Below are 22864 nucleotides of genomic sequence, written 5' to 3'. Positions count from 1 at the left end.
CCGGATGCACCGGACCCGCCGGATGCCTCTGGAGGAGCTGACCCGCAGACTGCGGGCGGGCGGGGTGGACCCGTCCGCCGAGGCGGTCGCGGACGCGCTCTGGCTGTCCCAGTGGCTGCCGGAACCGGAGACTCCCGATCCGGAGGAGCCGCCGTCCCGCGCGGACGACGGGAGTACGGAGACCGCCCGGTCCGCCGACGAAGGGCGAGATCCGGCCAATCACGAGGAGGCGACCCCGCCCACGCCCCCGCGTGAACCCGCGCGGACCGGAGGCCGCGAGTCCGTCGCCCTCCACATGCGCGCCGGAGCCGCCCCGGCGGACGGAGCGCGCTCCGGCGCGGGCGGGGGTACGACGCGGGGCGCGGCCCTGCCCGTACGCGCGCCCGGGGCCAACGCCCTGCCCGGACTCCTCGGCCTCCAGAAGGCCCTGCGCCCGCTGCGGGGGTACGCGCCCGCCCCGCCGCGCCCCGGCGAGGGCCCCCTCGACGAGGAGGCCACCGCCGAGCGCAGTGCCGCCGCGGGCATCCTGACGCCCGTCCTGCGCCCCGCCGCCGGCCGCCGCCCCGACATCCAGCTCCTCATGGACACCGGCCCCGCCATGGTCGTCTGGGACCGCATGGTCGAGGAACTCCGCCAGGCCTGCCAGCAGTCCGGCGCCTTCCGCGACGTCCAGGTGCACCGCCTGTACGACACCGGCGAAGGACCGCCGCTCGTCACCACGACCAGCGGAACCGACGGCAGACCGCGGCTCCGCCCCGTCGACCAGCTCCACGACCCCACCGGGTGCCGCCTCACCCTCGTCGTCAGCGACTGCGTCGGCCCCCTGTGGCAGCGCGGCGCCGCCCAGCGCTTCCTGCGCGACTGGCCCCGCCACTCACCGCTCGCCCTCGTCCAGCCGCTGCCGCCGCGCCTCTGGCCGCGCACCGCCCTCCCCGCCGAGCCCGGCACCTTCCAGCGCTCCGCGGCCCCCAGGGGTCCCGCCGTCTTCCGCTCCGACGACGAACCCTGGGCGGCCCTCGACCCCGCGCGGCGCGCCGTCCCCGTGCTCACCCCCACCCCCGAGGCCTTCGCCTCCTGGGCCCGGCTCCACACCGGCCACGGCGGCGACACCGTCCGCGGCTGGGCCGCCTGGCTCGCCCCCGAGCAGGCGCGGCCGCAGGCGCCCCGGGCGCCCCGGGCACCGCGCGGCGACGAGGAGGTCCTGCACACCTTCCGGGCCGGCGCCTCGCCGGGCGCCCTCCGGCTCGCCGTCCACCTCGCGGCGGCCCCGCTCACCCTCCCCGTCATGCAGCTCGTCCAGCGCGCGATGCTGCCCGACACCGGGCCCATGGAGCTGGCCGAGGTGCTGCTCAGCGGACTCCTCCGCCGACTGCCCGGCCCCGCCCCGTACCCCTGCTTCAGCTATCCGCCCGGCATCCAGCAGTTCCTCCTCGGCTCGCTCGATCCCGGCGCCGCCGCCCTCGTCCTCAAGCACTGCTCGGAGTACGTGGAGCGCAACTTCGGCCAGGGCATGCGCAACTTCCCGGCGCTCGCCGCCGCCCGCCTCGCCGGCCACGGCGCCGACGGCGAGGGCGGACCCGGTCTCGTCACCCCGCCCGACGAGACCGACGACCCCACCGGGCCCGAGGGGGCCGAGGCGGAGCTGTTCGCCCGCATCCCCGCGCGCGTGCTCCGCTTCTACCACCCCGACCTCGTCACCCCCGACCCCCTCACCGAAGCCCGCCGCCTCCTCGAACAGGGACGCGCCCAGTCCGACCCCGCCCTCCTCGCCGCCGCCCGCGAACGGGCCGAGGAGGCACTCCCCGCCGCGCCCGTCGCGGCCCGGATCCTCCTCGGCCGCATCCTGTACGCGGAGGCGGGCACCGGCGCCGCCCGGCGTGCGGGCCGCCGCCGCGAGCTCCTCACCCGGGCCGCCGACACCCTCGTCCACGCCGGGAAGCTGGCCCGGCCCGGAGACGACCACTGGGCCGAGGCCCGCCTCGAACGGGCCGCCGTCCACCACGCCCTGTGGCAGGAGACCGAGGACCCCGGGCAGCTCGACGCCGCCCTCGCCGTGCTCGCAGGGGACGCGGACCGCTGGCCCCCGGCCGCCCGGCCCACCCTGCACCTGCGCCGGGGACGGCTGCTCCTCGCGCGCGGCGACGGCGCCGCGGCCGCCGAGGAGCTCACCGCCGCCCTCGCCCTCGGGGAGAGCGCCGCCGCCCTGCTCGACCTCGCCGACGCCCTGCACCTCGCCGAGGCCGGAGCGGACCGCGTCGCCCCCGTCCTCGACCGCGCGGAGGCCCTCCTCGGCGACGGCCGCGCCCTGAGGCTGCGTCACACCGCCGCGCGGGCCCGCCTGCACGAGACCACCGGCGACGGCGCGGCGGCGGACGAGGCGTACGAGGAGGCCACCCTGCTCGCCCCCGCCGAGAGCGGACAGCGCGGCCGCCTCCTGCTCACCTGGGGCGAGTCCCTGCTGCGCCGCGCCGCCGCCGGCACCGGGACCCGGCCGGTCGACCGCGCCGAGTCCGTGCTGCGCGAGGCCCTCACCTGCCTCCCCTCCGGCGCTGCCGCCCGCGAGCGTGCCCGGATCCTCATCGGCAGCGTGCTCGCCCTCCGCTTCGACCGCGCGGGCTTCCTGCCGGACCTGTACGAGAGCCGCCACCTCCTGGACGAGGCCGTCCGCACCACCCGCGACCCGGCGACCCGGGCCGAGGTCTGGCTCCAACTGGGCTGGGTGCAACTGCAGCTGAGCGAGGCGGCCAGGGACGGGCAGCTCGTCGACGCCCTCACCGCCTTCCGGCGCGCCGCCGACGACAGCCGCTCCGCCCGCGGCGACACCCCCGGCACGGTCACCCTGGCGAGGGCGCTCCACGCCCAGGGCACGGTGCTCTACCTGATGGACCGCGTGGGCCACGCCGCGACCGTCCTGGAGGAGGCCGCCGAGCAGTGGCGGCGCCTCGACGGGATGCTGGTCACGGTGGACTGGGCGGACGTGGAGCGGACCCGGGCCCTGCTCGCCGAGGTCGGCGCCGACCCCCGCCCGCGGCCGGACGGCCTCTCCCGGGAGGAACGGCGCCGGATCGCGCCGCCCTGGTGGGCGTGGCGCGAAGAGGACGCGGAACGGCTGGATAACGGGGGCGCGCATGGGCGCAGTTGAGTCGAACGGGTTTCTGCCTTTGGGGCGTCGGGAAGAACCGCTCCGCCGCTACGACTGTGGGGGACAAGGGTCGGTGAGGAGGAGCCGAGGGTGTTGGAGCACACGAAGCGGGTCGCAGGCGTCGACCGGGGCGGCGAACGGCCGTGGGGCCTGCCCGACCTCACCGGTGTGGACCTGCGGACCTTGCGCTTCATGGACGATCCCGAGTTGGCGGCCGCCGTCGAGCGGGTCCTCTGGGATCCGCAGGAGCTGGAGCCCTCGTGGTTCGTCGAGAGCGGCGGGGACAAGGTCGACGGTTGACCCCCGGTGGAGTGGCCGCGCCGACCGACCCTTTTCGGTCAGATGCACACCACCCGCCGCCGTTTCCTGGAGGAGGGAGTGAGCGTCGCGCCCCTGCCCGCGCCGGTCGTCGCCCGGCTGGCCCGGCTCAGCCCGGCGCCGGACGGGCTCACGCTGCTGCGGTCCGCCCTGCACACCCGGCGGCTGCTGCTCCTCAAGGCGCTCCTGGTGCGCGTCCACCGGCACCGGGCGGCCGTCGAGCCGGGCGCGCTCGCCCGCTTCGAGCGCGCCTGGGATCTGCTCGAACGGATCGAGCGGCGCCATCCCGCCGTGGTCCGTGACGTCCTCGACTACCCGACGACCGGGGCCTGGCTGGCCGGCGCGCTCGCCGAGCCCGCCGGGCCGGCCTTCGACAGGCTGCTCGGCCACCTCGACCACCTCGCGGTCACCGCTGCCCTGCGCGCCGGCGGCGCGCTCGACCTGACCGTGGAGACCCCGGACGGCCTGCTCCCGCTGCCCGGCGTGGGCCGGCTGAGCGTGGCCGCGGACCGCGTCCGGATCAGCGCCGGCGAGCGGACCGTACGGTTCCATCCGGACGGCGCCCACCGGGCCGCACCCGCCGTCCTGACCCTGACCGGTCGCCGTCCCGGTGTCCTCACCGGCCGTGGACCCGGCTGGCGCGCGGTCCGCCCGCTGCACGGCAGCGCCGCGCGCCTGGACGATCTCGACCCGTACCGCGTGCCGTCCGGAGCGGGCGGCACGGTGGTCGTCGCGGCCGACCCCGGCGACACCGACCACGCGGCCTGGTCCGCCACCTGGCGCGCCGCCCAGGACCTCCTGGCCCGCACGGACCCCGGCCGGGCCGCCGAGGTGTCCCGCGGCGTCCGTGCGGTCGTCCCCGTCCTGCCGCGGGGTCCCCGGCACCTGGGGGCCACGCTGAGCGCCGCCCCCGGAGCCGTACTGACCTCGCTGCCCGACGGCGGCCAGGGGATGGTCGAGACGGTGGTCCACGAGCTGCACCACAGCAAGCTGGCGACCCTCCATGAACTCATGCCGTTGTACGGCCCCGGGCGGGACGCCGTGCACCGGGTCGGCTGGCGGCCGGACCCGCGGCCCATCGCCGGTGTGCTGCACGGCGCCTACGCGCACATGGCCCTGACCGACCTGTGGTGGCGCGCGGTCACCGCCCAGGGGGCGCCGGCGGCCTGGCGGCACGCTGCCGGGCAACAGTTCGACGACATCCACGATCAGGTGGGTGCGGCCCTGCGGATCCTGCTTGAATCCGATGAACTTACTGTGGAAGGAAGGGAGTTCGTGCATCAAATGAGGCTGCATCACGCGAGCCTCGGCACGGCCCCCCTGGCTACTTGGTAACACTGTGCCCACGGCACATGACACCGCGTTGCGCGGGAGCGGGACGGGAGACACGACAGATGGCGGAACAGCGATCGGGTGGTGCGGCGGACCACGGAGCCAGAAGCGCGCCGGAACACGTCCTCGTGGTCTTCCCCGGCTATCACCGCCCGTGGGCGACCTGGATCAACCAGCGGCTCGACGCGTACGGGGTGCGCGCGAGCCTTCAGCGCTGGGACCCGCCGCGTGAGGTGCCCCTGGAGGACTCCCTCGGTGACCTGCTGCTCGCCCGCGGCCAGGTGCTGCTCGTCCTGGACGACTGGTTCTTCCAGCTCGGCCCGCGTGCGGCCGGCGAGTGGAACGACGTCCTGCGCGGCTTCGTCGCCGCGCACGCCGAGCGCTTCGCCGCGGTCAACCTCACCAACCGGACCCTGCTCCCGGCCACCGCCGTCCTCGAACCCGTCAGCCTCTGGGGCATCGGCGAGGAGGAGGCCGAAGTCCGGCTGCTCAGCCGGCTCGGCGTCGAACCCCGCCGCGCCACAGGCCGTCGGCTGCCCGCCGGATCACTCGTCCGCTTCCCTGACACCCCGCCCGAGATCTGGGGCGAGATCCCGCGCCGCAACCCGCGCTTCACCGGCCGGGACGAGCTGCTCAGCGAGCTCCAGGAACGGCTCATGGACGCCGAGCGCGGCAACGCCGCGTGCACCCTGCTCGGCATGTCCGGCATCGGCAAGACCCAGATCGCCGCCGAATACGCCCACCGCTTCAGCTCCGACTACGACGTCGTGTGGTGGGTCAGCTCCGACGACCGCAACGTGCAGCGCGACCGCTTCGGCGAGCTCGCCACCGAACTCGGCCTCGCCACCGGCAACGAACCCGGCGAACGTATCCGCGCCGTCCGCGAGGCCCTGCGCCGGGGCGACCCGCACTCCCGCTGGCTCATCGTCTTCGACGGCTGGGACGACACGGACGGCGCGAACGTCATGCTGCCGCACGGCCCCGGCCACGTCCTCGTCACGTCACGCAACCGCGGCTGGGGCGACTACACCGACATCCTCGAAGTCCCCGGCTTCGACCGCGCCGAGTCCACCGGCTATCTGATGCGGCGCGCCCCGCACGTCACCGCGCCCGAGGCCGACGAGGTCGCCGCCGAGTTCGGGGACGTACCCCTGCCGCTGGTCCAGGCCGCGGCCTGGCTCGGCGAGTCCCGCATGGAGGTCGCCGAATACCTGCACATGGTCCGCGAAGGACGGATCTCCGCCGTCGAGCCCTCCGGAGACGGCTTCCCGCAGGCGTCCCTGACCTCCTGGTCGATACTGATCAACCGGCTCCGACGCGCCCAGCCGCAGGCCATCGACGTGCTCAGCCTGTGCGCCTCCTTCGCCCCCGGCCGCATCCCGCTCGGTCTCATCCGCGCCTACCCGCAGGCGGACCTCCCCGAGGACCTGCGGTGGATGGTCACCGACCTCGCCGCCTGGTCCCGGGCCCTGGACACCCTGGTCAACTACTCGGTGCTCACCCGCGAGACCCGCGGCCCCGTCAACAACGCCGAGGTGGGGCCGCACCAGGAGTCCGTGCACATGCACCGGCTCGTCCACGACATCGTCGCCCGGCTCACCGAGGGCGACCACCGCGCCGCCCACCGCCAGGCCGTCCGCACCCTGCTCGCCGAGGCCGACCCCGGCAACCCCATGGACAGCCGGCACTGGCCCCGCTACGCCGAACTCCTGCCCCACCTGGAGCCCTCCGGCGCGCTCCTCAGCCACAACCCGCGCACCCAGACCGCCGTGCTCAACTGTCTGCGCTACTGCTTCCGCAGCGGCGAGTTCAGGGCCGGTATCCAGCTCGCCGAGAAGATCCGGGACAACTGGTCCACCTTCATGCGCCCGCTGGACCAGCCCATGCTGGACCTGACCACCCAGCAGAGCAACATCCTGCGCTCCTTCGGCCGCTTCCGCGAGGCCTACGAACTCGACCTCGCCCAGCGGGAACGCCTCGCCGCCGCCCAGCCCCCCAACGAGCTCGGCACCCTGCTCTCCAGCAGCGCCATCTCCAGCGACCTGCGCTTCCTCGGCCAGTACAAGGAGTCGGAACGGCTCCAGCGCCAGGTCCTCGCCGACGCCGAACGCCTCCTCGGCGACAGCGAGTTCTCCACCCTCGTCGCCCGGCACAACCTCGGCGTCACCCTGCGCCAGCTCGGCCGCTTCTCGGAGGCGTACGAGTCCGACTCCGAGACCCTCGCCCTCAGCGAGCGGGTCCTCGGCAAACGTCACTCCCACACCCTCAACTCCAGCAACGCCCTCGCGCACGATCTGCGGCTGCTCGGCCAGTACCGCGAAGCCCTCGCCCGCCAGGAGGCCAACGTCCTGCGGCATGTGCAGGTGCTCGGCCCGCAGCACCTGCAGACGCTGTACGCCCGCACCCAGCTGGCCCTGTGCCGGCGCCGCGAGGGCGGCTTCCAGCAGGACCTCGGAGCCACCATGGCCAGCCTGCTCGACCAGCTGGAGCAGGTGCACGGCCGCACCCACTACGTGACGCTCTCCTCCCTCAACAACTACGCCAACTACCTCCGCGAACACGGCGACCTCGACCACGCCCGCGAACTCAGCCACGAGGCCGAGGCCGGCTACCGCGCCCTCCTCGGCCCCGCACACCCCGTCGCCACCGGCGTCCTCGCCAACACCGCCCTCGTCCTCCAGGCCTCCGGCGAACGCGCGGACGCCCTGGCCATCCTGGAGGCCGCGCTCGCCGGACTGACCTCCTCGCTCGGCTCCGACCACCCCTGGGTGCTCGGCTGCGCGCTCAACACCTGCGCCGCCCGCAACTTCAACGGCCGGGTGCAGGACGCCGCCGAGCTCAGCCGGGACACCCTGCGCCGGGCCCGGCACACCCTCGGCAACGAGCACCCGCTCACCCTGTCGTGCCAGGTGGCCCTCGCCACCGATCTGCGCGGGCTCAGGGAGACCGAGGAGGCCGGGAAGCTGGAGGAGGACGCCCTGCTCACCCTCACCCGCACCCTGGGCGCCCAGCACCCGCACACCCTGTCGGCGCGCCAGCGCAACAGGCCCTACTGGGACTTCGAGGCCAACCTGGGCTGACAGCCCGTACGGCATCGGAAACGCCGGAGGCCCGGCACCCCTTTCGGGGTGCCGGGCCTCCTCACGCGGTACGAGATCAGGCGTCGAAGACCTCGTTGACCAGCTGCTGCTGCTCCGCCTGGTGGCGCTTGGCCGAGCCGACCGCCGGGGAGGAGGAGTGCGGACGCGAGATCCGGCGCAGGCGCTCGCCCGCCGGGATGTCCGCGCCGACCGCCAGGTCCAGGTGGTCGATCAGGTTGAGCGCGATGAACGGCCAGGCACCCTGGTTCGCCGGCTCCTCCTGCGCCCAGATGTACTTCGCGGCGTTCGGGTACTTGGCGATCTCGGCCTGCAGCTCGGCACCCGGCAGCGGGTACAGGCGCTCCAGACGGATGATCGCGGTCTCCGTGTCACCGCGCTTCTGACGCTCGGCCTCCAGGTCGTAGTAGACCTTGCCGGCGCAGAAGACGACCTTGCGGACGTTCGCCGGGTCGACCGTGGTGTCGCCGATCACCGGGCGGAAGCCGCCGGTGGTGAACTCCTCCGCCTTGGACGCCGCGGCCTTCAGACGCAGCATCGACTTCGGGGTGAAGACGATGAGCGGCTTGTGGTGCGGGTTGTGCACCTGCCAGCGCAGGAGGTGGAAGTAGTTCGACGGCAGCGTCGGCATGGCGACCGTCATGTTGTCCTGGGCACACATCTGGAGGAAGCGCTCCGGGCGCGCGGACGAGTGGTCCGGGCCCTGGCCCTCGTAGCCGTGCGGCAGGAGCAGCGTGACGCCGGAGGTCTGGCCCCACTTCTGCTCGGCCGAGGAGATGAACTCGTCGACGACGGTCTGCGCGCCGTTGACGAAGTCACCGAACTGGGCCTCCCAGATGACCAGGGCGTCCGGGCGCTCCAGCGAGTAGCCGTACTCGAAGCCCATCGCCGCGTACTCGCTGAGCAGCGAGTCGTAGACGTTGTAGTGGGCCTGGTCCTCGGTCAGGTAGAGCAGCGGGGTGTAGTCCTCGCCGGTCTCCTGGTCGACGAGGACCGCGTGGCGCTGGCCGAAGGTGCCGCGGCGGGAGTCCTGGCCCGACAGGCGGACCGGGGTGCCCTCCATCAGCAGGGAGCCGATGGCGAGGGTCTCGCCGAAGCCCCAGTCGATGGTGCCGTCGTCGATCGAGGCGGCACGGCGCTGCATCTGCGGCAGCAGACGCGGGTGGACCGTGACCCGCTCCGGGATGCTGACCTGCGACTCGGCGATCCGCTTCACGACCTCCTGGGAGACCGCGGTGGTGACGGCGACCGGGAACTCGGCCTGGGCGTCCGGGACGGTCGTCGCCGCCGGGGCGGCGGTGGCCTCGCGGACCTCCGCGAACACCTTCTCCAGCTGGCCCTGGAAGTCCTGGAGCGCCTGCTCCGCCTCTTCGAGGGTGATGTCGCCGCGACCGATGAGCGACTCGGTGTACAGCTTGCGCACCGAACGCTTCTTGTCGATCAGGTTGTACATCTGCGGGTTGGTGAACTGCGGGTTGTCGCCCTCGTTGTGACCGCGGCGGCGGTAGCAGATGAGGTCGATCACGACGTCCTTGTTGAACGTCTGGCGGAACTCGAAGGCGAGCCGCGCGACGCGGACCACGGCCTCCGGGTCGTCGCCGTTCACGTGGAAGATCGGCGCCTCGATCATGCGGGCCACGTCGGTCGCGTACATCGAGGAACGCGAGGACTCCGGGGCGGCGGTGAAGCCGACCTGGTTGTTGATGACGATGTGGACCGTGCCGCCGGTGCGGTAGCCCCGCAGCTGCGACATGTTCAGCGTCTCGGCGACGACACCCTGGCCGGCGAAGGCCGCGTCGCCGTGGAGGGCGACGGGCAGGACGGTGAAGTCCGTGCCGCCCTTGTTGATGACGTCCTGCTTGGCGCGGACGATGCCTTCCAGGACCGGGTCGACCGCCTCCAGGTGCGAGGGGTTGGCGGCCAGGGAGACCTTGATCTGCTCGCCGTCCAGGCCGGTGAAGGTGCCCGCGGCGCCCAGGTGGTACTTCACGTCGCCGGAGCCGTGCATCGACTTCGGGTCGAGGTTGCCCTCGAACTCGCGGAAGATCTGCGCGTACGACTTGCCGACGATGTTCGCCAGGACGTTCAGGCGGCCGCGGTGGGCCATGCCGATGACGACCTCGTCGAGGCGCGACTCGGCGGCCGAGTCGATGACCGCGTCGAGCAGCGGGATGACGGACTCGCCGCCCTCCAGGGAGAAGCGCTTCTGACCGACGTACTTCGTCTGCAGGAAGGTCTCGAAGGCCTCCGCGGCGTTCAGCCGGCGCAGGATCCGCAGCTGCTCCTCGCGCTCCACGCGGGAGTGCGGGCGCTCGACGCGGTCCTGGATCCACTTGCGCTGCTTCGGGTCCTGGATGTGCATGAACTCGACGCCGGTGGTGCGGCAGTACGAGTCGCGGAGCACGCCGAGGATGTCGCGGAGCTTCATCATCGACTTGCCGGCGAAGCCGCCGACCGCGAACTCGCGCTCCAGGTCCCACAGGGTGAGGCCGTGCTCGGTGATGTCCAGGTCGGGGTGCTTGCGCTGCTTGTACTCCAGCGGGTCGGTGTCGGCCATGACGTGGCCGCGGACCCGGTAGGAGTGGATGAGCTCGAAGACGCGCGCGGCCTTGGTGACGTCGTCGTCGTGCGAGGCGTCGATGTCCTTGAGCCAGCGGACCGGCTCGTAGGGGATGCGCAGGGCCTTGAAGATCTCGTCGTAGAAGCCCTCCTCGCCGAGGAGGAAGTTCGCCACGATCCGCAGGAACTCGCCGGAGGCGGCGCCCTGGATGACGCGGTGGTCGTACGTCGAGGTCAGGGTCATGACCTTGGAGATGCCCAGCTTGTTCAGGGTGTCCTGGGAGGTGCCCTGGAACTCGGCCGGGTAGTCCATCGAGCCGACGCCCATGATGACGGACTGTCCGGGCATCAGACGCGGCACGGAGTGGACGGTGCCGAGGCCGCCGGGGTTGGTCAGGGAGACCGTGACGCCGGTGAAGTCCTCCATCGTCAGCTTGCCCACGCGGGCGCGCTTGACGATGTCCTCGTAGGCCTGCCAGAACTCGAAGAAGTTGAGCGTCTCGGCCTTCTTGATGCCCGCGACGACGAGCTGGCGGTCGCCGTTGGGCTTCACCAGGTCGATCGCGAGGCCGAAGTTCACGTGCTCCGGCTTGACCAGGGTCGGCTTGCCGTCCTTCTCCGCGAAGGAGTAGTTCATCGACGGCATGGCCTTGATCGCCTGCACCATCGCGTAGCCGATGAGGTGCGTGAAGGAGATCTTCCCGCCCCGGGCGCGCTTCAGGTGGTTGTTGATCACGATCCGGTTGTCGAAGAGCAGCTTCACCGGGACGGCGCGGACGGACGTGGCCGTCGGGACGTCGAGGGAGGCGTTCATGTTCTTCGCGACCGCGGCGGCGGGGCCGCGCAGCGTGATCAGCTCCGGGCCGGCGGGGGCCTCGGTGGCCGGGGCGGCCTTGACGGCCGCCGGAGCGGCGGCGGGCTTCGCGGCGACCGGCGCGGGGGCCGCGGCCGGCTTCACGGGAGCCGGGGCCGCGACCGGGGCGGGCGCGGGGGCCGGAACGGCCGCCGGAGCCGAAGGCGCGGCCTGTGCGGGGCGCGCCTGCGGCGCGACGGGCGCGCTCTGCGTGGTGGTGGCGGCCGGGGCGGCCGGGGTCTCCGACGCTCCGGGCTTGTAGTCGGCGAAGAAGTCCCACCAGGCACGATCGACCGAATTCGGGTCCTGGAGGTACTGCTGGTAGATCTCGTCGACGAGCCACTCATTGGCACCGAAGGCGGCTGCGGGGCTCACGCCCTGCCCGTCTTGGTCGGCCGGGGAGCTCGGGGTACTGGGGGACTGAGACGACACGGCGGCAACCGCCCTCTTCCGCTTCGCAAGGTGATGGACAGCGGAAATAAAGGCTACGCCTGTCCGGCCGAGAGGTGCAGGCCAGGCACTCCAACGTTGCGCAAGTCACACTTGACAGCGTGTTTCGATGCCATGAATGGCGGGAAACAAGCGTGGTTCCGCATGTGTGAGGGTACGGAAAAGCACGAGCACGGCCCAGTTCGGCCGCACCCCTGATCACGTCCCGCTCATGGAGACGCACGTCCTGTTCACGTACACGCAGAACGTGCGCTTCCGGTTCGAACCCTACGTCAATCCCTCGGGGGAAGGCTGCCCGGAAGAGTGACTCTGATGCGGCATCCACGTGACGATTCGGCCACTCCGATCCCGCCGCCGTGCAGATCCACCGCCCAGCGGGCGATCGCGAGCCCGAGGCCCGTGCCGCCGTCGCTGCCCGGCCCCTGCCGGTCCGGGGCCGAACCCCGGTTGAACCGCTCGAAGACCTTGTGCCGCTCCGACTCCGGGATGCCGGGACCCTCGTCCTCGACCTCCAGCTCCAGCGAGTCCGGATACGGGCCGCGCCGGGCCCGGACCGTGACCCGGCCGTGCGGCGGGGAGTGCTTCACCGCGTTGTCGATCAGGTTCGCCATCACCTGGTGCAGCCGCTCCGCGTCCGCGTGCGCGACCAGCTCCGGCGGCGACACGTCCAGATGCAGATGTACGTCCGTACGCCGGTGCAGGCCCGACGTGGACGAGAGGCCGCGCTGGGACGCGGCCAGGTTCGCCTCCCGCAGCACCCCCGACAGATACGGCCAGACCTCGAAACGGCTCGCCCGGAGCGTGACGACACCGTTGTCAAGACGTGACAGGTCGAGCAGGGTCTCCACCAGCCGGCCGAGCCGCTCCGTCTGCTTCAGCGCCGACCGCATCGTCTCCGGATCGGCCTCGGACACCCCGTCCACGACGTTCTCCAGGACGGCCCGCAGCGCCGCGATCGGCGTGCGCAGCTCGTGCGAGACATTGGCCACCAGCTCCTTGCGGTGCCGGTCGACGGCCTCCAGGTCGTCCGCCATGCGGTTGATCGTCGACGCGAGGTCGCCCAGCTCGTCCCGCCGGTCCGCGCCCCGCACCCGTCGGCTGAAGTCCCCGCGCGAGATCGACCCGGCCACCGTGTTCATCTCGTCGAGCGGCGCCGTCAGCGACTGCGCCACGAACTGGGTGATCAGCAGGGTCGCGATCATCGCGAAGATCGTGATGTAGCGGAACTCCGTGGACGTACGGATCGCGACCAGGGCCAGGCAGGAGGTCAGCAGGACCGCCCCGACGACCAGGGCGCCCAGCTTGGTCTTGATCGAGATCACGATCCGACGGGGCCCGCGCGGTCCCCGTCCCACGTGCGGCCTCCCGGGCCCCGGCCGGTTCACGGCGCCGGGGTCTCCAGCGCGTAACCGACGCCGTGGACCGTACGGATCCGCTCGGCCCCGATCTTCCGGCGCAGCGCCTTGATGTGGCTGTCCACGGTCCGGGTGCCCGAGGCGTCCGCCCAGTCCCACACCTCGGCGAGCAGCTGCTCGCGGGAGAGGACCGCCCGCGGGGTGCTCGCCAGGCAGACGAGCAGGTCGAACTCGGTCGGGGTCAGGTGCACGTCCTCCGCGCGGACCCGGACCCGGCGCTGCGCGTGGTCGATCTCCAGCTCGCCCAGGCGCAGGATCCCGCTGCGCGGGGTGACCGCCGCGAGCGCGGCCCGCTCCACCCGGCGCAGCAGCACGTGCACCCGGGCGGCCAGCTCGCGCATCGAGAACGGCTTGGTCATGTAGTCGTCCGCGCCGACGCCGAGGCCGACCAGCATGTCGGTCTCGTCGTCGCGGGCGGTCAGCATGAGGACCGGGACGGGGCGCTGGGCCTGGACCCTGCGGCACACCTCCAGGCCGTCGAAACCGGGCAGCATCACGTCCAGGACCATCAGGTCGGGCTGCCAGGCCTCGGCCGCGTCCACGGCCGCGGGACCGTCGGTCGCGGTCTGGACGAGGAAGCCCTCGGCGCGCAGCCGCGCGGAGATCGCCTCCACGATCGTGGCGTCGTCCTCGACCACAAGGACGCGCCGCTGGGCCCCCGGAGTGGCCGCCGCACCGTGGTGAGTGGTGTGTGTCTGCTCCATTGCCCCGCCTCGCGTCGCCGATGTCGGTGCAGCAGCCTAGAGGTACCGACGGCGTCCCGGCTATCCAGGAGTTATCCGGGACGGACGGCGAGGTGGACCACGTCGGGGACGCCCCGGGCAACGGGGATCTCTTCCGTCCGTACCCCGCTGAATCCGGCATTCCGCAACGACTCTTCGAAATCGGCGGAGGGCTGCGCGGACCACACGGCAAGGATCCCGCCGGGGTTCAGCCGGGCCGCGCAGGCCGCCAATCCGTCGGCCGAGTAAAGGGATTCGTTGTCCTCGGTGACCGTCCAGTCGGGCCCGTTGTCGATGTCGAGACAGAGGGCGTCGTAGGTGTCCGTGGTGGTACGGAGGTGGGCGACGAGGTCCGTGTGCAGGATCACGGTCCGCGGATCGGCGAGCGCGGCCCCGGAGATCGCGGAGAGGGGCCCCTTCCGGTGCCAGTCGATGATCGCCTCCTCACGCTCCGCGACCGCGATGCGGCCCCAGCGGGGGTCGGCGACGGCGTGGGCGAGCGAGAAGCCGACGCCGAGGCCGCCGACGAGGACGGAGGCGCCGGTACGGATCCGCTCGGGGAGGGCGGCCATCGCCGCGTCGATCAGGAGCCGCTCGGAGCGCCCGTCGGAGGTGTCCATCAGGAAGGTGCCGTTGGCGATGATCTCGTAGTGCTCGGCACGGCGGCGGAGGACAACTTCTCCGTACGGCCCTTCACGGCGGTCGAGGGTGACGGGGGTGGTCATGATCACTCCGTGGCTCGTGTGCGTACGGTTCGTCCCGGCCATCCTCGCGGGGCGCCGACGGCCGGGACAAACACATAACGAGCCTTACGGGCGCGGGGCTTCGCGCTCCACGTACCGCTCGATCGCCTTCAGCTCACGGCGTGCGCCGACCGGGCTGCCGTAGGTGCGGTCCCAGGTGACCGGGGCGACCGTGACGTGGCCCTTGTCGAGCAGCCAGGTGGAGTCGGCGTCCTTCCGGCCCTCGGCGCACTCGCCCTCGCCGGTGCCGTCCACGGGGCAGAGGCCGAGGGTGATGTCGAAGGAGTCGCCGCTCCCGCGCTGCTCGAAGGCGTGGTAGACGACGGCGCCGTCTCCGACGCTCGTCCAGACCGGGCCCCCGGCCCGCTGTCCGGCGCTGACGTCGGGGTAGTCGACCTTGAGGGCGAACGCGGGGGTGAGCAGGTCGCGTTGCCTGAGCCCGGCGACGAAGCGGGCGCCGAACTCGGCGTTGGCGCGGTAGTTGACCCGGGGGAAGCTCGTGTTCGTCTCGTCGCCGGAGGAGGAGAAGGCGATCGCGGGGACGTCCTGGTCGATCGCGGCGACGGCGGCGCCGACGGTGCCGGAGTCGTTGACGCTCGCGGAGACGTTGGGGCCGGAGTTGATGCCGGTGAGGACCAGGTCGGGAGCGGTGTCCCAGCCGGCCTTGGCCTTGAGGCCGGCGCGGAGGGCGAGCTTGACGGTGTCGGCGGGGGTGGCGGACGGGGAGTCCTTGGTGCAGGGGCCGTCGGCGAGACAGACGCCGTAGACGGCTCCGTGGGAGGGGGCCTGGGCGCAGTCGTTCTCGTAGCCGGCGGGCAGGGCGGTGCGGTGCTGGGCGGTGAGGACGCCGCCGTTGGTGACGGCGGTGCCCTTGCCGGACTGGACCTGCCAGGGCGCCATGACGACGACGTCGGCCCCGGCGGCGCACATCGCTCGGCGCAGCTCGTACAGGCCGAGACCGTCGGAGTTGCTCGCCTTCGCCGCCTGCATCGAGTCGTCGTTGGAGATCAGGATCCGCATCCCGGCGAGGGGGAGGGCCTTCTCGGTGGTGTCGGGAGTGGTGGCGTAGGCGGTGGCGCCTGCGGCGGCGAGTACGGCGGCTGCCGCGGACAGCGCGAGGTACGAGCGCATGCGTACGGTCCCTTCATGAGCATGACATGCGGGCAGGAAGAGGATCCGGGGCCCGGCCCCCCACGGGCGGGCCCCGGATCGGGCGCGGGGTCGTCAGATGCCCCGCGGTCTGTGGGTGGATTTCGGATCCGACATCCGCGAGGGGGATGCTGGATCCGAGATCCAAGATCCGAATGTTGGATCCAAGATCCGAATATTGGATTCGGGATCCGGGATCAGATCTCCAGGCCGTGCCCGTGCGGGAACACCGGATCCACCGTGTCGTTCGGGACGTCCGGCCGGGAGGCCTCCACCGCCGCCATCGAGCGCGGCAGCTCGAACGGCAGCTTCCCCTCCGCCTTCGCCCGGCCGAAGGCCACGTCGAGGAGGGCCTCGTCGCTCGCGCCGTAGTCGGCGATCAGTGCCGCCGCGTGCTCGGCGATCTCCGGCAGGACGGCCGGCCGCTCCAGGTTCACGCAGACGACCGTGGGGACGGCCCGGAGGAGGGCGAGGATCCCGTCCAGCTCCTCCTGGCCGAAGGCGAGGCTGCCGGCGTGGAAGAAGGACTCGAACCTGTTCGGCCGCTCCTCGTACGGGGTGCGGAGCCGGAGCACCGCGAGCTCGGCGTCGGCCGGGTCGGCGACGACCTCGCCGTACGCCGCAGCGACGGCCGGGTCGACGTTCTCCACGTACAGCCTCGGCCGCCCCGCCAGGGGGAGGGGGCCGTCGGTGAGCACGGTGAGCGAGCGGCGCTGGGCGGCGGCGCCCGCGGCCGTGAAGTCGGCGCGGCCGACCGTCTCGGCGGCCTCGTCGGGGTCGACGTACCGGCGCTCGTCGAAGAGCCCCAGGAGGAACTTCTCCCGCAGCAGCCGTCGTACGGAGGCGTCGATCCGTGCCTCGGGGATCCGGCCCGTCGTGACGAGCTCCACGATCACCTCGGGGCACTCCTCGCCGCCGAACTGGTCCGCGCCCGCGTCCAGCGCCTTCGCGGCCCGCTCGGCCACGCTCAGGTGCTCGACGCCCCAGGCGCGGGCCACGTGCATCTCGCCGAAGATCGGGGCGTCCTGGAGGAGGCCCCAGTCGGTGCAGACGATGCCGGTGAAGCCGAGTTCCTCGCGGAGCAGGCCCGTGATGACGCCCTTGTTGAAGCCGAAGCCGACCTCCTCCCAGTCGGTGCCGATCGGCTGGCCGTAGTACGGCATCATCTGCGAGCAGCCGGCGGCGATCGCGGCCTTGAACGGCTCCAGGTGGTGGTCGCGCATCCCGCCCGGGTAGATCTGCTCCTTGCCGTGCGGGAAGTGCGGGTCCTCGCCGTCCTTCTGCGGGCCGCCGCCGGGGAAGTGCTTCACCATCGCGGCGACGGAGTCCGGGCCGAGCTCGGGGCCCTGGAGCCCGCGCACGTACGCCTGGACCAGCTCGCCCGTCAGCTGGGCGTCGGAGCCGAAGGTGCCGGACTGGCGGGACCAGCGGGGTTCGGTCGCGAGGTCGATCTGCGGGTGGAGCGCGGTGCGGAAGCCGACGGAGAGGTACTCGCGGCGGACGGTGTCGGCGAAGTCGAAGACCAGTTCCGGGTCGCCGATCGCGGCGAGGCCGAGCGCCTCGGGCCAGGCGGAGAAGGCGCCGGCGTTGAAGGAGGCGCCGATGTTGTCGGTGAAGGCGTGGCGGGGGTCGGTCGACAGGGAGACGGGGATGCCGAGCCGGGTGCTCGCGGCCATCTCCTGGATCGCGTTGTGCCAGAGGGCCATCTCGCGGGCGCCGTAGCTGCCGAGCAGGTTGAAGTGGGTCAGCCGCCGGTCCTGGACGAGCTGCGGGGTGGTGAGCTCCAGGAGGTCGCCGTCGGTCTCGGTCACCGGGGTGCCGTCGGCGTTCATCGTCAGCATCGTGTGGAAGAGCTGTCCGGCCTTCTCCTCCAGCGTCATGCGGGAGAGGAGGTCCTCGACGCGCTCGTCCACGGGGCGGGCGGGGTCCTGGTACGGGTGCATGGGTGGCTCCGGGGCTACTCGACCGAAGGGCGTGAGGAGGCTCCGCCGGTCACGGGCCGGCCGCGGTGCCGACCTCTGGCGCCCTCAGGCTAAGCGTGAAAACCGAGTACCCACTAGGTTTCGTGTTTGTGTCCTGGATCACAGGGCGAAGGTGGTGTTTTCCGGCCCGGTTAAGGTGGCCGCATGGCGGAGAACACGGGCCGGGCGACCCGCGGAAGCGCGGGCAGGGGCAGCTACGCGGTCGGTGACGCGCGCCGCCGGAAGATCCTGGACACCGCCGTCGACCACTTCGGACAGTGGGGTTTCCACGCCTCCTCCCTCGCCCGGATCGCCCACGACTGCGGGATCACCCAGGGCGGCCTGCTCCACCACTTCCGCAGCAAGGAGGACCTGCTCCTCTCCGTCCTCGCGCAGAGCGAACAGCACGACGTGGAGCGCCTGTTCGGCGTCGAACCCGAGTCGTACGCCGCCTATCTGGAGACCCTCGTCGCCCTCATCGAGGAGAACACCCGGCGCCCCGGCATCGTCAGGATGTTCAACGTCCTGGTGGGCGAGTCCGGCAACGTCGGGCACCCCGCCCACGAGTACTTCAAGGAGCGCTACGCGCGCGTGCTCCGGCACACCGTCGAACTCCTGGAGAAGGCCGTGCGGAGCGGTGAACTCCGCCCCGACATCGACTGCCCGGCCGTCGCCCAGGAACACCTCGCCGTCATGGACGGCCTCCAGATCCAGTGGGCCCTCGACCCGTCCTCGATGGACATGCCGGCCCGGGTGGGCGCGTACCTCCGGCGCCGGTACGCGGAGATCGCGGCGCCTCGGGAGTGACGGGCCTCAGCCGTCGTTCCTCGGACGGCGCGAGCCGCGCACCGCGTACAGCGCGGTGCCGGCCGTGAAGGCGGCCGCCGCGACCGTCCACGCCTCGCGCTCCGGGCCCGGCTGCATGGCCCACGCCCACCAGGCGGCCGCACCGCCCGGCTCGGCAGGGGCCGCCAGACCGACCGCGCACAGGTAGACGGCGGGCGGGAGCCAGCTCAGACGGGCACCGACCAGCGCGGCGCCGCCCGCCGCGACGCCCACCAGGCCCAGCGTGTTGCGTACGGCGGCGGGCGCGCCGAACTCCTCCGGGTGCCCCGGCACCGTGAGGGCGAGCAGGGCGCCGGCGAGTGCCGTCGCGGCCAGGAGATGGGCCAGTCGGCGGGGCCACCACGCGCGTACCGCCGTACGGTCCAGCTCGTCGCTCGGCGTGTACAGACCGGTGCCGATCACGGCCGCCGCGAGCAGGGGGCCGAGGGCCACGACCGGCAGCCGGACCGAGGGATCGGCCCCCGGCAGCGACTCCAGCCACCGGGCGGCCCAGCCGCCGGCCACCGCCGAGCCCACGAGGACCGCGAGGGCGCCGGGCAGGGCACGGGAGCGCAGATAGAGCCTGAACAAACTCATCGGACTCGTCGGACTCATGAGCCTCAGGCGACTCACGGGCCTCATAGGACTCGTGGGGCTCAAGGGATCGGCACCTCGTCCGGGTGGCAGGGGTTCGCCGCCAGGTAGCGGGTCAGGTAGTCGCGCTGGGCGGCGGGGGACTTGGCGTTCAGCCGGTCGATGTTCGGCTGGGTCCCGGGGACGTCGGGTCCGAAGTCGTCCGGAGTGGGGGCCAGCCACTCGATGACCGCGGCGTTGACGGTCATCGCCCGCTCGGCCTCCGGGCCCGTGAGGTCGCCGGGGCGGCAGGTGTCCGAGAAGAGCTGCATCACGGCGGAGTTCCGGTACAGATCCGCGCGCCCGATCCGCCCCCGCGCCGAGTCCGCCGCAGGATCCATCAGTTCCACGTCGCCGGGGAGGGGATCGAGAGGGCCGGCGGCCCAGCGGGCCGGCGCACCCGGCAGCCCCCTGAGGCGTGCGTTCACCGGGGCGAGCGCCTCCGACACGGCCGGAAGCAGCTTCCGGTCGAGGGCCGTCACGCACACGCGTGGAGTGCCGCCGTCGCAGACCGGGCGGGTCAGGGCCGGATCGGGGCGCCACGGGCCCTCGTCCGGCGGCAGCCGCAGGAGCAGCCCCGCCGAGGCGACCGCGACGGACAGCGGGATCAGCGCGAGCGCCCGCAGGCGGGCCGTGTGTGCCCCGTACCCGAGGAGCGCGGCGAGGGCGAGTCCCGCCGTCCACCCCACCGACACCGGTGCGAACCACCAGACCGTCCGGGCCCAGGGGGACCGGTACTCGACGGCCGGGCCCAGCCAGCGGGCCGTCGCCTGCGTGTACGTACCGATGGCGAGGCCCACGTACCCGACGATCCCCAGGAGCGGGGCCGTCAGCCGCCAGGGGACGAGCCGCCCGGCGAGATGACCGAGCGCGCCGAGGCAGGCGACGGCGACCGCGTCGGCGGCGAGCAGTTCGAGGAAGGGGCGGCCGGCGGAGACGTACGGCCAGGTCACCGACAGGCACACGGCGTCGGCGAGCAGCACCCCGGCGACGGGCCACAGCGCGGACGGGGCGATCGAGACCAGGAGCCGGCGCAGCGGGGAGCGGGGGACGGACTCCCACAGCTCCGTCGTGCCGCGCCGCCGGTCCCGGCCGCCCTGCCAGCCGCCCGCCGCGAGCGCGAGAGGCCCGCCGAGCAGTCCGACGGCCACGTGCAGCAGTCCCGTCACGTCGGTCCAACGGGTCTGCCACTGGGGGGCCTTGCCGTACATCGCCACCAGCACGGTGAGCGCCACGGCGGCACCGGCCCAGGGCCCGAGCCCGCGCCGCAGCTCGGTCCGGAGCGGGGAAACGGCCCGCACGCGCGGGGGTGCGTCCGTACGGGACGGGGTGAGGGTGCCGGTCATCGCAGCGGCTCCTTCGCCCGGCCCTCAGGGCTCCGGTGGGCGCGCAGTGCGGCGGTGTAGCCGCGCTCCACCGCGCTCGTCGTGGCGTCGCCGGGTCCTGCCGACTCGCCGCCGAGCGCGGCGAGTTCCGCCGTCGTGCCCTGGAAGGCGAGCCGTCCCGCCTCGATGAGGGCGACGTCGGTGCAGGCCGCCGCCACGTCCTCGACCAGGTGGGTCGAGACCACCACCGTCGCGCGCGTGCCGAGCTCCCGCAGCAGCTCACGGAAGTCGACGCGCTGCTCCGGATCGAGTCCGGCGGTCGGCTCGTCGAGCAGCAGCAGCTCCGGCTCGTTGACGATCGCCTGCGCGATCCCCGCCCGCCGCACCATCCCGCCCGACAGCGTCTTCATGCGCGCGTCGATCCGGTCCCCGAGCCCGACCCGCCGCACCGCCCGCTCCACGGCCGCCGGGACGCGGTCGGCCGGCAGCTCCTTGAGCCAGGCCACGTACGCGACGAACTCCCGCACCGTGAAGGCCGGGTAGTAGCCGAACTCCTGCGGCAGATAGCCGAGCCGGCGCCGGATCGCGGTGCGCTCGCCGTGGCCGGCGGAGTCGGCGCCGAGCAGCTCCACCCGGCCGGCGGTGGGCGCGGCGACGGTGGCGAGGACCCGGATGAGGGAGGTCTTCCCGGCCCCGTTCGGGCCGAGCAGGCCGTGCACGCCCGGCCCGAGGGAGAGGTCGAGCGCGTCGAGCGCGACGGTGCGGCGGTGCCGGACGGTCAGTCCGGTCACCGCGACGGTGGCCGAGGGGTTCACCGGGTCTCCAGGTGGTCGAAGGAACGGCGCCGCAGCGCGAGGAGGGCGGCGCAGGCGAGGGCGGCGGCCGCCCAGGCGCCCTGCACGGCGGGGCCGGCGAAGTAGCGGGCGATGCCGCCCGCCCCCGAGGGCCCGAGGAGGGGGCCCGCGACGGCGAGCAGCCACCCGCCGCCGAGCGTCGCGGCCGCCGCCCGGCAGCCGACGAACGAGCCGAGCGCGAGCGCGGCCAGGGTCAGCGCCAGGCCCGGGAGGAGCCAGGCGGCCGCCCCGGGAAAGCCGGCCACCGGGGGCAGCAGCGCCCCGCCGGCGGTCAGCAGGGGTACGCAGGCGCCGAGGACGGCGGCGGTACGGGTGAGCAGCAGCCGCAGACCGCCCGCCGGGGAGGCGGCGGTGATCTCGTACAGGGGGTCGGCGTGCCGTCCGTACGAGACGGCCACCCCGGCGAGCGGCAGGAGGGGGGAGACGGCAAGCAGCCAGCTCCGGGCGCCCCGGAACCCGGCCCCGTGGGCGAGCGCGAACGCCCCGCCGAGCACGAGCATCACGGCTACCACCCAGGATCCCCGCAGCGCGGGTCCGGCGGCCCACCAGATCCGCGCCCACCGCCCGAGGGGATGCGCGACGGGGGGCCTGCCGGGGCCCGTCCCGGTCGTGGCCGCCCCGGCCGGCTCCGTACGCACGCGCGTGGTGGCCGTTTCCGGGGTGTGGCCCAGGGACGTCAGGAGTTCCGCGCGTACGGACGCCAGGGCCGGGCCCGCCGTCGTCGCGTGGACGGCCGCCGAGACGCGTGACGCGCAGGGGCCGCAGGACTCGACGTGCTTCTCCAGGGACCAGGCGTCCGTCTCGGGGGCCTCGCCCGCCGCGTACCGGTGGGCCAGGGTGTCGGAGACGTGCCAGGGGGCCGTCATGCGGTGCCTCCGAGGGGGTGCGGGCCGAGCGCGGCGCGGAGTTCGCGGCGGGCGCGCAGGGCGCGGGTCTTGACGGTGCCCTCGGGTATGCCGAGCAGCCGGGCGGTCTCGCGGGTGGTCAGGCCGTCGACGACGGTGGCCCGCAGGACCTCGGCGAGTTCGGGCGAGATCCGGTCGAGGGCGGCGCCGACCTCCCCGTACTCCAGGCCGGCGAGTACCCGGTCCTCGGCGGAGGGCGCGGGGGCGGGCGGTTCCGCGGGCCGGGCGGCGGCGGCGCGTTCGGCCCGGGCGCCGGCCCGGCGTGCGTCCACCAGGCGCCGGGCGGCGATCACCCAGAGCCAGCCGCCCGCCTCGCCCCGGCCCCGGTGGCCGCCGGCCGAGCGCCAGACCGTGACGAAGGTGTCCTGGAGGACCTCCCGTACGGTCTCCTCGTCCGGGCAGCGCCGGGCCAGCCGGGCGTACAGCCAGCCGGCGTGCCGGTCGTAGAGCACGGCCAGCGCCTCGGTGTCCCCCCGGGCGACCGCGCGCAGCAGTGCCGCGTCGTCGTCCTCGTCGCCCCCGGAGGGGCCTCCCCCTGCGGGGCGCAACAGTCTCACGCCCTCTCTATCGCCGGGAGGCG

Annotated in this window: 16 protein-coding genes; 5 read left to right on the top strand and 11 right to left on the bottom strand. The window is 73.5% G+C overall.

The genetic code is table 11. From position 1 onward, the window contains the following. The first annotated feature begins 4 nt into the window (after positions 1–4). The 4 genes from AC07AW_RS02050 to fxsT all read left to right on the top strand — a co-directional run bounded on the left by AC07AW_RS02050 (position 5) and on the right by fxsT (position 7872). Positions 5–3142 (top strand): SAV_2336 N-terminal domain-related protein, encoded by a 3138-nt coding sequence (locus tag AC07AW_RS02050; RefSeq protein WP_478813595.1) that lies wholly within the window; start codon positions 5–7, stop codon positions 3140–3142. Between the two features lie 90 nt (positions 3143–3232). Continuing rightward, the gene (locus AC07AW_RS02045) at positions 3233–3442 is read left to right on the top strand and encodes a hypothetical protein (RefSeq protein WP_478813594.1); all 210 of its coding nucleotides are present in this window, start codon (positions 3233–3235) and stop codon (positions 3440–3442) included. 42 nt (positions 3443–3484) lie between these two features. Then, positions 3485–4795, top strand: a complete 1311-nt coding sequence (locus AC07AW_RS02040) for an aKG-HExxH-type peptide beta-hydroxylase (protein ID WP_478813593.1) — start codon at positions 3485–3487, stop codon at positions 4793–4795. 59 nt (positions 4796–4854) lie between these two features. After that, on the top strand, positions 4855–7872 hold the full coding sequence (gene fxsT / locus AC07AW_RS02035) for an FxSxx-COOH system tetratricopeptide repeat protein (RefSeq protein WP_478813592.1): 3018 nt from the start codon (positions 4855–4857) through the stop codon (positions 7870–7872). Between the two features lie 76 nt (positions 7873–7948). On the opposite strand, the gene AC07AW_RS02030 is transcribed toward fxsT, so the two are convergent. The 6 genes from AC07AW_RS02030 to AC07AW_RS02005 form a co-directional block, all read right to left on the bottom strand. Beyond that, the gene (locus tag AC07AW_RS02030; protein WP_478813591.1) at positions 7949–11734 is read right to left on the bottom strand and encodes a multifunctional oxoglutarate decarboxylase/oxoglutarate dehydrogenase thiamine pyrophosphate-binding subunit/dihydrolipoyllysine-residue succinyltransferase subunit; all 3786 of its coding nucleotides are present in this window, start codon (positions 11732–11734) and stop codon (positions 7949–7951) included. 290 nt (positions 11735–12024) lie between these two features. Next, positions 12025–13107: a HAMP domain-containing sensor histidine kinase gene (locus tag AC07AW_RS02025; protein ID WP_478813590.1), complete on the bottom strand. Its 1083-nt coding sequence runs from the start codon at positions 13105–13107 to the stop codon at positions 12025–12027. 26 nt (positions 13108–13133) lie between these two features. After that, positions 13134–13871 carry a response regulator transcription factor gene (locus AC07AW_RS02020; RefSeq protein WP_030688813.1) on the bottom strand — a complete coding sequence of 246 codons (738 nt, stop codon included), beginning with the start codon at positions 13869–13871 and terminating at the stop codon, positions 13134–13136. A 71-nt stretch (positions 13872–13942) separates the two neighbouring features. Beyond that, on the bottom strand, positions 13943–14614 hold the full coding sequence (locus tag AC07AW_RS02015; RefSeq protein WP_478813589.1) for a spermidine synthase family protein: 672 nt from the start codon (positions 14612–14614) through the stop codon (positions 13943–13945). 84 nt (positions 14615–14698) lie between these two features. Continuing rightward, positions 14699–15763, bottom strand: coding sequence for a 5'/3'-nucleotidase SurE (gene surE, locus AC07AW_RS02010; RefSeq protein WP_478813588.1), 1065 nt, complete (start codon positions 15761–15763; stop codon positions 14699–14701). A gap of 215 nt (positions 15764–15978) precedes the next feature. Then, on the bottom strand, positions 15979–17724 hold the full coding sequence (locus tag AC07AW_RS02005) for a glycoside hydrolase family 3 protein (protein WP_478813587.1): 1746 nt from the start codon (positions 17722–17724) through the stop codon (positions 15979–15981). Positions 17725–17907: 183 nt separating this feature from the next. Here AC07AW_RS02005 and AC07AW_RS02000 point away from each other — a divergent pair, with 183 nt between their 5' ends. Next, entirely contained in the window at positions 17908–18549 is a 642-nt protein-coding gene (locus tag AC07AW_RS02000; protein WP_478813586.1) for a TetR/AcrR family transcriptional regulator, read from the top strand. A 6-nt stretch (positions 18550–18555) separates the two neighbouring features. On the opposite strand, the gene AC07AW_RS01995 is transcribed toward AC07AW_RS02000, so the two are convergent. Genes AC07AW_RS01995 through AC07AW_RS01975 form a run of 5 tightly spaced genes read right to left on the bottom strand, consistent with a single transcriptional unit; the run spans position 18556 to position 22841 of the window. Continuing rightward, on the bottom strand, positions 18556–19164 hold the full coding sequence (locus AC07AW_RS01995; RefSeq protein ID WP_478813585.1) for a hypothetical protein: 609 nt from the start codon (positions 19162–19164) through the stop codon (positions 18556–18558). A 59-nt stretch (positions 19165–19223) separates the two neighbouring features. Beyond that, on the bottom strand, positions 19224–20546 hold the full coding sequence (locus tag AC07AW_RS01990; RefSeq protein ID WP_478813584.1) for a hypothetical protein: 1323 nt from the start codon (positions 20544–20546) through the stop codon (positions 19224–19226). Further along, on the bottom strand, positions 20543–21340 hold the full coding sequence (locus AC07AW_RS01985) for an ABC transporter ATP-binding protein (RefSeq protein ID WP_478813583.1): 798 nt from the start codon (positions 21338–21340) through the stop codon (positions 20543–20545). The genes AC07AW_RS01990 and AC07AW_RS01985 overlap by 4 nt, the downstream gene beginning before the upstream one ends. Further along, a complete protein-coding gene (locus AC07AW_RS01980; RefSeq protein ID WP_478813582.1) occupies positions 21337–22245 on the bottom strand; it encodes a zf-HC2 domain-containing protein in 909 nt (302 codons plus the stop codon). The genes AC07AW_RS01985 and AC07AW_RS01980 overlap by 4 nt, the downstream gene beginning before the upstream one ends. Further along, positions 22242–22841 carry an RNA polymerase sigma factor gene (locus tag AC07AW_RS01975; RefSeq protein WP_478813581.1) on the bottom strand — a complete coding sequence of 200 codons (600 nt, stop codon included), beginning with the start codon at positions 22839–22841 and terminating at the stop codon, positions 22242–22244. The genes AC07AW_RS01980 and AC07AW_RS01975 overlap by 4 nt, the downstream gene beginning before the upstream one ends. Positions 22842–22864: the final 23 nt, after the last annotated feature.

This window comes from Streptomyces sp. NPDC044003, from assembly GCF_056435185.1.
The sequence above is the reverse complement of the archived record's forward strand: the minus strand, read 5'-3'. Positions and strand labels throughout refer to the sequence as shown.